The organism is Hominisplanchenecus faecis (genome assembly GCF_020687205.1).
In the GTDB taxonomy this organism is placed as follows: domain Bacteria; phylum Bacillota; class Clostridia; order Lachnospirales; family Lachnospiraceae; genus Hominisplanchenecus; species Hominisplanchenecus faecis.
Window position 1 is genome coordinate 1 of sequence record NZ_JAJEQE010000076.1, and the last position, 9,255, is coordinate 9,255.

Here is a 9,255-nt window from a genome sequence, read left to right on the forward strand (position 1 = left end):
CACAAGCAAGGCAGGACGGGACGGCGACGTGCGAAGCGAAAGGCGACGGCACGGACTAGCCGTTGCTGGTGTGGCGTCAGCCACGCCAGCAGGTAAAACCCCTCGGTATCTAACAGAGGGGTACGTTTGCAAATAGACAATAGACAAAAAACATAGGAAACATAAGGCTTCTGGCATGATTTCCTGGCAAAATTCAGTTGTGAAGTCGTCTTAAAAAACTTCACACTTTACAGATTGGGGGTATGGTTCTGAATGAAGAACAATGGATAAAAGAATTACGGGAGAAACGGATTGCTTACGGTATCTCACAAGGCAGGCTGGCGGTGGCTTCTGGTATCACAAGGGAATATCTCAACAAGATAGAAAGCGGAAAAATGAAGCCGTCAAAGGAGCTTTTGGAAACTCTGCATAAGGAACTGGCAAGGTTCAATCCAGAAGCACCGCTTACCATGCTGTTTGATTATGTAAAAATTCGTTTTCCCACGCTGGATATACAGCACATCATCAAAGATATATTAAAACTGAATATCAATTATATGCTCCATGAAGATTACGGACATTACAGTTATACGGAGCATTATTCTTTAGGGGACATCTTTATCTATACGTCGGCTGACGAAGAAAAAGGTGTCCTTTTAGAGTTAAAGGGGCGTGGTTGCAGGCAGTTTGAAAGTTACCTGCTGGCACAGCAAAGAAGCTGGTATGACTTTCTCATGGACGCACTCGTAGACGGTGGTGTGATGAAGCGTATCGACCTTGCTATCAACGACCATACGGGCATTTTGGATATTCCAGAGCTTGTGGAAAAATGCAGGAAACGGGAATATATCGGAAAGTCCAGAAGTTATAAGTTTTACCAGTCGGGCGAGCTTATCAAGCACAGAGAGGACGACAGAGAATATATGGGACATACCCTTTATCTTGGTTCGCTGAAATCAGATGTGTATTTCTGTATCTATGAAAAGGACTATGAGCAGTACGTCAAGTTAGGGACACCTCTTGATGAAGCCGACATTATCAACCGTTTTGAAATACGGCTTCGCAATGAACGAGCCTATTATGCAGTACGAGATTTGCTGACCTATTATGACGCAGAGCAGACCGCATTTTCTATCATCAACCAGTATGTGCGGTTTGTTGATGAAGAACCAGACAAGCGAAAAAATGACTGGAAGCTCAACGATCGCTGGGCTTGGTTTATCGGCGATAACAGACAGAGCTTGAAGCTGACGACAAAGCCAGAACCTTATACTTTAGACCGCACATTGCGGTGGGTACAAAGGCAGGTAGCACCGACCTTGAAAATGCTGAAAAAGATTGATAAGGGAAACGGTACAGACTACATGGAAACAATCGAACAGCAGGCAAAGCTCACAGAAAAGCATGAAATGATAATCAAACAGCAGACGACCCCTGCAAAAGATTTGGTGGAAAGTTAGGAGTGATAAAAAATGTGGATATTATTAAAAGACTTCCTGCTGGTATCTATGGGAATGGGTATCGGCGTAGTCTTGATATGTATTTTGAATGTCGGCAAAGAAGCTGACTATAAAATGAAACAATTAGAAGAAAGCGAGGACAATTAAATGAATTTCGGACAAAATTTGTATCAATGGTTTTTATCAAACGCACAGAGCTTGGTGCTTATGGCGATTGTGGTTATCGGTATCTACTTAGGGTTCAAGCGTGAGTTTTCAAAGCTCATTGGCTTCTTAGTAGTTGCCTTGATTGCTGTCGGCTTGGTATTCAATGCTGGCGGTGTGAAAGATGTACTGTTAGAGCTGTTCAATAAGATTATCGGTGCATAGAATTTTATTGTGATGCTGATATGAGAATGGTATAATGTGGATATATAAAATTCTGATTTATGGGGGCGTTATTTTGAAGAAAGCAATGATATATGTTCATGGTAAAGGTGGAAGTTATCTTGAAGCTGAACAGTTCAAAAATATTTGTTTAGATTTTGATGTTTTTGGAGTAGATTATAATGACTATTTCCCGTGGATTGTAAAAAATAAAATTATGGAAGTCTACGATAAAATATCTGAAAAATATGACTACATATATGTACTTGCTAATAGTATCGGAGCTTATTTTACAATGCACACATTACAGAATTTCAAGATTGAAAAAGCATTATTCATATCGCCTATACTTGATATGGAACAACTTATAGTAGATATGATGAGCTGGGCGAATGTGTCTGAAAAGGAACTTTCTGAAAGAAAAGAAATACCAACTGATTTTGGAGAAACATTATCGTGGGAATATCTATGTTTTGTTCGGGCAAACCCGATAAATTGGAAAACGCCTACTGAAATTTTGTATGCTGAACATGATAATCTTACATCACGTCAAACGGTAGATAAATTTATTGATAGACATTGTGCAAATCTTACCGTTATGAATGACGGAGAACATTGGTTTCATACTGACGAACAGATTTTCTTTAGAGATAATTGGCTAAGAAAAGTTATACAATAGAATTTAGATTTTATATCCACACACAGCAGTTAGTTTTAGGATTGACTGCTTTTTTCTTATCAAAATTTCAGATTGGAGTGATGAAATGGTGTCTGTTAGAGCTGTTCAATAAGATTATCGGTGCATAAAATTTTATTGTAGTGCTGATATGAGAATGTTATAATGTGGATATGAAAAAACAATAAACGGTAATTTAAAAAGGGGGAATGAAAAAGTGGCAGTTTCAAATATAAATACAATTATCAATAATGATATTCAAAAAGTTTGGAACATTGTTTTAGCTGTTGATAAATATAACTTATGGCGAAGTGATTTGAGCAAAACAGAAATAATAAATGACAAACAATTTATTGAATACGCAAAAAATGGATATGCTACTACATTTACCGTTACCGTTGTAGAACCATATAAACGCTGGGAATTTGATATGGAGAATAGCAACATGAAAGGTCACTGGATTGGTATTTTTACGGACAAAGGGAATGAAACAAAAATAGACTTTACAGAAAATGTAATACCTAAAAAGTGGTTTATGAAACCTTTTGTAAAAACCTATTTGAAAAAACAACAAAAGCAATTTGTTCTGGACTTAAAGAAAGCATTGGAATAAAGAATTAGAAGTTGTAAAGGAGACCATTATGAAAGATAAAAGCATTTTAATCAGTATGGGAATTATTATTTATATTGTTATGTCTGGAATTGATAGATTTGTTTATCATATACCTAATGTTATTTATATTCCAGTAGCAATTCTTGGTATTGCGTTAATTTTAATTGGCTTTTTCAAGGATAAATCTAAATAGCAAAATCATAATTTCATATCCATACACACAAAGCAGTTAGTCTTAGGATTGACTGCTTTTTCCTTACCTAAAATTTCGGATTGGAGTGATGAAATGAACGATATTTTTAAGGATATGCAGGAAAAAATCGGCTGTGAATACATTTCTGACCTGCCCTCTTACAAGCGTAAGGTGTGGCATGAAATGAAACGACTGAACCATGCCGATTATGAAGAAAGACAGTTAGACGATTTTTCTAAATATGTGTTTGGTATGTCGTACCAGACCATAAAAGATGTGATGAAACAACAGAAAGGACGTGAGGAACAATGCAGGAAACAAGGGTGCTGGTGGAAACGAAAGGAACAACTGGCGAAGAAACAATATCATACTGGTTCGACCTGCCGATAGATGTTGCAGAGTTTGAAGAAAAGTTAGGTATCGGTGCAGAAAGTGGGGATTACCGCATTATCGAAAAGGTGTTGCCTTTTGCTGATGAAGTCCACGAACATACAAGCGTGTATCAGCTCAACGAATTAGATTTTATGTACCGCCAGCTTTCAAGTGATATGCAGGAAGAATATGTATCACTACTTACGGTGTTTGAGAATTTAGAAGCTCTTTATATTTGCAGGAACGTGATTACGGTTTATCCTGACTGCAAAAGCATGATAGATGTTGCAAGGCAAAAGCTGATGAATGACCCGACGTTCAAGCATTTATCCGAGGACTGTCAAGAATACTATTTTGACTTTGAAGCCTACGCTTCTCACTTGCAGGAACACGGGAAATTTTTAGTAACGGAACACGGTATCTTTGAACTGCCAGAGTAGGAAATGAGGTGGTGCTTATGATTGATGATATGGCGGTTTACATTGCTAATCTTGGCAAATACAATGAGGGCTATTTAGTCGGTGCTTGGTTCACGTTTCCCATTGACGAGGAAGATGTAAAAGAAAAAATCGGCTTGAATGAACAGTACGAGGAATACGCAATCCATGATACCGATAACTTCCCTATTGCGATTGGCGAGTATGTTTCCATTGAAGAACTCAATGAGATGTATGAAATGATAGAGGAACTTCCCGACTATATCGTAGAATGTCTGGACGAATTTATCAGCCACTACGGGACGCTGGAAGAAGTCGTGGAACATAAGGACGATATTTATTATTATCCCGACTGTGAAACCATGACAGACGTTGCCTACTACTACATAGATGAATTGCAGGCACTTGGCGATATTCCACCCAGCTTACAGAACTACATTGACTATGAAGCCTACGGGCGAGATTTGGATATGGGCGGTTGCTTTATTGAAACAAGCCGAGGTATGTGCGAGATACCATATTAACGCTGGAAGATCAGCGACAAGGATTGTTGCTACTGACAGCATGAATAAATTGAGTAAGGGCTTCAAATAGACTAAATTTGCGTAAATAAATTAGTACAAGAAAATAATAGTCATTGATATTAGAACGGTAGGAATTTATAATATGACTTACACAAGAAAAGAGGTGCTTTAAAAATGAAACATATTATGATTGTTGATGATGATATACATATAAATCAAATGTTGGAAGAAGTTCTCACAAGTGCAGGTTATAAAGTAACTCATGCTTATTCTGGTACAGAAGCCCTGCTTCTTTTGCCTAGCACAAAACCAGATTTAATTTTGCTGGATTTAATGTTGCCAGGGTTAAGTGGCGAAGAAATTATAGAGGAAATTTCACATATACCCGTTATTGTAATTAGTGCAAAAATAGATACTAAAAACAAAATATCTTTGCTATTAAATGGTGCAGTAGATTATGTTACAAAGCCATTTGATGTAGACGAGTTACTGGCACGGATTGTTGCTCAACTTAGACACAGTCAGACTAATTCTATAAATTCCATTTTAGAACATGAAGATATTCGATTGGACTTAAACACCCGTACTGTATCTATTAAAAATATAGAAGTTAAATTAACAAAAACAGAATATGCGATATTGAAAATACTAATGGAAAATCCCAAACAAGTTATTACTAAAAATATTCTGCTTGAACGTATAAGCGAAGAAACACCTGATTGTATGGAAAGTTCACTAAGAGTGCATATAAGTAATCTAAGAAAAAAATTAAGGGACATTTCTGATAGAGAATATATTGAAGCAGTATGGGGGATTGGATTTAAAATGGCTGAAGAATAAATCTTTACACTTTCTTAACAATTTCCTTAACAGCTTTCTTAACACTTTTGATTTAGTATTTTGACTGTAAATAAAGGAGGCTGAAAAAATGGAATATGTATTGAAAACGAAAGATTTAAAGAAAACATACGGTAATTATAACGCATTAAATGGACTTTTAATGAATGTTCCTAAAGGTTCTATCTACGGTTTGATTGGTAGAAATGGGGTTGGAAAAACAACTTTAATTCGTTTGATTTGTGGATTACAAAAAGCAACGGAGGGGGATTTTTCGCTATACGGAATAAATAATCACTCTAAAGAGATTGTTCGTACCAGAAAACGAATAGGAGCTGTTGTTGAAACACCGTCTATTTATTTAGATATGAGTGCGGAAGATAATTTAAAACAGCAGTATCGGATATTAGGTATTCCCTCTTACAGCACTATTCCAGATTTATTAAAATTAGTCGGACTTGAAAATACGGGTAAAAAGAAAGCTAGAAATTTTTCTTTAGGTATGCGTCAACGACTAGGAATTGCAATCGCTTTATCGGGTTCTCCAGATTTCCTTATCTTAGATGAGCCGATAAATGGACTTGACCCACAAGGTATTATTGAAATTAGAGAACTGATTTTAAAACTTAATCACGAACATGATATTACGGTTTTAATTTCCAGCCATATTCTTGATGAGCTTTCTCGCATTGCCACACATTTTGGATTTATAGATAAAGGGCAAATGATACAAGAAATAAGTGCTTTGGAATTAAATACGAAATGTAGGAAATGTGTAAAACTGACCGTTTCAAATATGGAGGTGTTATGTAACGTTCTCACAGAAAAAGGATATGATTATTCTGTCATATCAGATAAAGAAATAGATGTATTTGCCAAATTAGATATAACATCACTTGTTGTAGAACTGGCAAAAAAAGAATGCAATGTTCTTAATATTCAAGAGCAGGACGAAAGCCTAGAGAATTATTATATCAATTTGATTGGAGGAAACCGTAATGAATAACTTACTTTCAGCATATTTTCAACGCTTACTTAAAAGTAGATTGTACTGGTGTTTGCTTGGACTTATGATACTTTCTGGAATAATTATTCCTATACTAGCACACCGTGAAATGATAGCATATGGAACAGATTATACTTTAGAAAGCAGACTGGTATGGCATTTTCTTATAATCGGTTTTATTGTTGCTATCTTCTGTTCTTGGTTCTTAGGAACAGATTATTCAGACGGAACAATTAGAAATAAAATCATTGCAGGCAATAGTCGTTTAAAAATATATATTTCTGCTTTGCTGATATGTGTGATTGCCAGTGTTATTTTAGTGGTGGCACATCAAATAACAATCATTGGGCTGGGTACTTGGTTAATAGCTCCATTTAAAACCGATATTCACACTATATCTTTAATTATAGGGATTTCTATTCTTGCAACAATAACATTTGCTGGAATAAATACCATGATTGTTATGATAAATCAAAATAAGGCTTCTTCTTCAATCATCTGTTTAGTAGTTAGTTTATTGATGTTTGGAATATCATTTTATGTGTTAAGTGTGTTGTTTTCTTCTGATATGGCTCATTCAGATAGCATTGTGAAACAAATTTATGAATTTTTAAATATCTTTTTACCAACAGGACAACTTTTAAATTTAATCAATTTGCAAACTACACAAGCTACGGAAATGATTATTTACAATATACTGATACTTGTAATAAGCACGGGAACAGGTATAATGGTCTTTGAGCAAAAGAATTTAAAATGAATTTGTAGGGAATGATGTTATGTTGTGGAAAATAATGGTGTTTTTCTTGTTGGTAATAATATTTGCTTTACTTTTGAAAATCTTTTATATGAGAAAAGCAATTAGAGAGATAAAAAGAGGGTTTTCAGAAAAATTATATACAGATACGAATACTCCGATTATGCTTTCCTCACATGATAAATTGGTTTCTTCTTTAGCAAATGACATAAATGTAGAGTTGAAAGAATTACAAAAACAAAAGCACCGCTATATACAAGGCGATAAAGAATTAAAAAACGCTATTACAAATATATCCCATGACTTACGAACTCCTCTTACAACAATTTGCGGTTACTTAAGCTTATTAGACAAAGAAGAAAAAAGCGAACATATTGCTAGACAATTATCAATCATTAAAAATCGTACTTTTGCATTAAAACAGCTAGTAGAAGAACTATTTCGATATACAACTATTATTTCTGATACCGAAAATAGCGTTTATACAGAAACCGTTATCAACAATGTTTTAGAAGATTGTATTTCATCCTATTATGCGATATTTAAGGAAAAAGGCATTACTCCGAATATAAATTTGTGCGAACAAAAAATTGTGCGTTCCGTTGATAAAACTGCCTTACTTCGTATTTTCAATAATGTTATAGATAATGCAATCAAATATAGTGAGGGAGATTTAACAATATCGTTATTTGAAAATGGGAAAATTGTATTTTCAAATCACACTTCTGACCTTAACGAAATACAAATTGGAAAATTGTTTGATAGATTTTATACAGTAAATACCGCAAGAAAATCTACGGGGTTAGGTTTATCTATTGCCAAAGCGTTGATTGAAAAAATGGACGGTAATATTTCTGCTGATTATAGCAATAATGTTTTAAGTATTATTATTAAATTGAATGAGGTTTAAAAGAAAGCAGTTAGTCTTAGGATTAACTGCTTTTATTATGGAAAGGAGTCAAGTATATATGAAAGAAAAACGAACTAATTGTATTCGTGATAGTAATCGAAAATAATAATATAAATTAAGCTGGAAGATCAGCAACAAGCATGGTTGCTACTGACAGCGTATTTCTCTTTAAGGGACAGTCTGAAAATGGCTGTCCTTTTCCATTTAGAAACTTACGAAAGGAGCTGAAAGAACTTGAAAAAGATTAAATCTTATACGGGTATCTGGAACGTGGAAAAAGTCTTGTATGCAATCAATGACTTTAACTTACCCTTTCCCGTTACCTTTACACAGATTACATGGTTTGTGATTACAGAATTTATCATCATTCTGTTTGGGGATATTCCTCCACTTTCCATGATTGAGGGAGCATTTCTCAAATACTTCGGTATTCCCGTTGCTCTCACTTGGTTTATGTCGCAGAAAACCTTTGACGGAAAGAAGCCGTACAGCTTTTTGAAATCACAGATAACCTATGCCCTGCGACCAAAAATCACTTATGCAGGAAAAGCCGTAAAACTGCATAAGCAGATACTCAATGAAACAATCACGGCAGTAAGGAGTGTGAACTATGTTCCCGATAAAATATATTGACAATAACCTTGTCTGGAACAAGGACAATGAGGTATTCGCCTACTATGAGCTGATACCGTACAACTATTCTTTCTTATCCGCAGAGCAGAAATTTATCGTGCATGACAGTTTTCGACAGCTAATCGCACAGTCCCGTGAGGGTAAAATTCATGCGTTGCAGATTGCGACGGAAAGCTCCATACGAAGTATGCAGGAGCAGTCAAAGAAACTGGTAACGGGAAAATTAAAGGAAGTTGCCTACCAGAAAATAGACGAACAGACCGAAGCGTTAGTATCAATGATTGGGGACAATCAAGTGGACTACCGCTTTTTTCTTGGCTTTAAGCTCATGGTTACGAAAGAACAGCTCAATCTGAAGAACATCAAAAAATCGGCGTGGCTGACGTTCACGGAATTTCTCCATGAAGTGAACCACACGCTGATGAATGATTTTGTTTCCATGCCGAATGATGAAATCAACCGTTACATGAAAATGGAAAAGTTACTGGAAAA

The 9,255-nt window shown here is 35.5% G+C and carries 14 protein-coding genes and 1 pseudogene; all 15 read left to right on the forward strand.

The features are described from left to right. Positions 1-242: 242 nt before the first annotated feature. Positions 243-1,439 (forward strand): MobT family relaxase, encoded by a 1,197-nt coding sequence (gene mobT, locus LKD42_RS14370; RefSeq protein WP_227567257.1) that lies wholly within the window; start codon positions 243-245, stop codon positions 1,437-1,439. A gap of 12 nt (positions 1,440-1,451) precedes the next feature. Beyond that, a complete protein-coding gene (locus LKD42_RS14375) occupies positions 1,452-1,586 on the forward strand; it encodes a DUF3789 domain-containing protein (RefSeq protein WP_117824596.1) in 135 nt (44 codons plus the stop codon). Then, complete coding sequence (locus LKD42_RS14380; RefSeq protein ID WP_002323342.1) at positions 1,587-1,808, forward strand: hypothetical protein; 222 nt, start codon at positions 1,587-1,589, stop codon at positions 1,806-1,808. A 34-nt stretch (positions 1,809-1,842) separates the two neighbouring features. After that, complete coding sequence (locus tag LKD42_RS14385) at positions 1,843-2,484, forward strand: alpha/beta hydrolase (protein ID WP_008393975.1); 642 nt, start codon at positions 1,843-1,845, stop codon at positions 2,482-2,484. A gap of 214 nt (positions 2,485-2,698) precedes the next feature. Then, positions 2,699-3,094 carry an SRPBCC family protein gene (locus LKD42_RS14390; protein ID WP_117824597.1) on the forward strand — a complete coding sequence of 132 codons (396 nt, stop codon included), beginning with the start codon at positions 2,699-2,701 and terminating at the stop codon, positions 3,092-3,094. Positions 3,095-3,122: 28 nt separating this feature from the next. Continuing rightward, positions 3,123-3,287 (forward strand): hypothetical protein, encoded by a 165-nt coding sequence (locus LKD42_RS14395; protein WP_173736688.1) that lies wholly within the window; start codon positions 3,123-3,125, stop codon positions 3,285-3,287. Positions 3,288-3,380: 93 nt separating this feature from the next. Further along, entirely contained in the window at positions 3,381-3,677 is a 297-nt protein-coding gene (locus tag LKD42_RS14400; RefSeq protein ID WP_117824598.1) for a conjugal transfer protein, read from the forward strand. Further along, positions 3,596-4,099 carry an antirestriction protein ArdA gene (locus tag LKD42_RS14405; protein WP_117824599.1) on the forward strand — a complete coding sequence of 168 codons (504 nt, stop codon included), beginning with the start codon at positions 3,596-3,598 and terminating at the stop codon, positions 4,097-4,099. Before LKD42_RS14400 ends, LKD42_RS14405 begins: the two co-directional genes overlap by 82 nt. A 17-nt stretch (positions 4,100-4,116) precedes the next feature. Continuing rightward, a complete protein-coding gene (locus tag LKD42_RS14410) occupies positions 4,117-4,620 on the forward strand; it encodes an antirestriction protein ArdA (protein ID WP_002323345.1) in 504 nt (167 codons plus the stop codon). 174 nt (positions 4,621-4,794) lie between these two features. Continuing rightward, a complete protein-coding gene (locus tag LKD42_RS14415; protein WP_021419667.1) occupies positions 4,795-5,460 on the forward strand; it encodes a response regulator transcription factor in 666 nt (221 codons plus the stop codon). Between the two features lie 88 nt (positions 5,461-5,548). Then, a complete protein-coding gene (locus tag LKD42_RS14420) occupies positions 5,549-6,463 on the forward strand; it encodes an ATP-binding cassette domain-containing protein (protein ID WP_021419666.1) in 915 nt (304 codons plus the stop codon). Further along, positions 6,456-7,223 (forward strand): ABC transporter permease subunit, encoded by a 768-nt coding sequence (locus LKD42_RS14425; RefSeq protein WP_021419665.1) that lies wholly within the window; start codon positions 6,456-6,458, stop codon positions 7,221-7,223. Before LKD42_RS14420 ends, LKD42_RS14425 begins: the two co-directional genes overlap by 8 nt. An 88-nt stretch (positions 7,224-7,311) precedes the next feature. Continuing rightward, complete coding sequence (locus tag LKD42_RS14430) at positions 7,312-8,130, forward strand: sensor histidine kinase (RefSeq protein ID WP_227222775.1); 819 nt, start codon at positions 7,312-7,314, stop codon at positions 8,128-8,130. Positions 8,131-8,364: 234 nt separating this feature from the next. Then, positions 8,365-8,763: a conjugal transfer protein gene (locus LKD42_RS14435; RefSeq protein WP_003061368.1), complete on the forward strand. Its 399-nt coding sequence runs from the start codon at positions 8,365-8,367 to the stop codon at positions 8,761-8,763. Continuing rightward, positions 8,741-9,255 (forward strand): annotated as a pseudogene (locus tag LKD42_RS14440) (conjugal transfer protein); the annotation flags it as partial. The gene LKD42_RS14435 and the pseudogene LKD42_RS14440, both read left to right, overlap by 23 nt.

Coding starts and splice junctions, on each gene's coding strand:
- LKD42_RS14380 (WP_002323342.1), top strand. CDS start 1,587: ATGAATTTCGGACAAAATTTGTATCAATGGTTTTTATCAAACGCACAG.
- LKD42_RS14375 (WP_117824596.1), top strand. CDS start 1,452: ATGTGGATATTATTAAAAGACTTCCTGCTGGTATCTATGGGAATGGGT.
- LKD42_RS14385 (WP_008393975.1), top strand. CDS start 1,843: ATGTGGATATATAAAATTCTGATTTATGGGGGCGTTATTTTGAAGAAA.
- LKD42_RS14430 (WP_227222775.1), top strand. CDS start 7,312: ATGAGAAAAGCAATTAGAGAGATAAAAAGAGGGTTTTCAGAAAAATTA.
- LKD42_RS14410 (WP_002323345.1), top strand. CDS start 4,117: ATGATTGATGATATGGCGGTTTACATTGCTAATCTTGGCAAATACAAT.
- LKD42_RS14420 (WP_021419666.1), top strand. CDS start 5,549: ATGGAATATGTATTGAAAACGAAAGATTTAAAGAAAACATACGGTAAT.
- mobT (WP_227567257.1), top strand. CDS start 243: ATGGTTCTGAATGAAGAACAATGGATAAAAGAATTACGGGAGAAACGG.
- LKD42_RS14405 (WP_117824599.1), top strand. CDS start 3,596: ATGCAGGAAACAAGGGTGCTGGTGGAAACGAAAGGAACAACTGGCGAA.
- LKD42_RS14415 (WP_021419667.1), top strand. CDS start 4,795: ATGAAACATATTATGATTGTTGATGATGATATACATATAAATCAAATG.
- LKD42_RS14400 (WP_117824598.1), top strand. CDS start 3,381: ATGAACGATATTTTTAAGGATATGCAGGAAAAAATCGGCTGTGAATAC.
- LKD42_RS14395 (WP_173736688.1), top strand. CDS start 3,123: ATGAAAGATAAAAGCATTTTAATCAGTATGGGAATTATTATTTATATT.
- LKD42_RS14425 (WP_021419665.1), top strand. CDS start 6,456: ATGAATAACTTACTTTCAGCATATTTTCAACGCTTACTTAAAAGTAGA.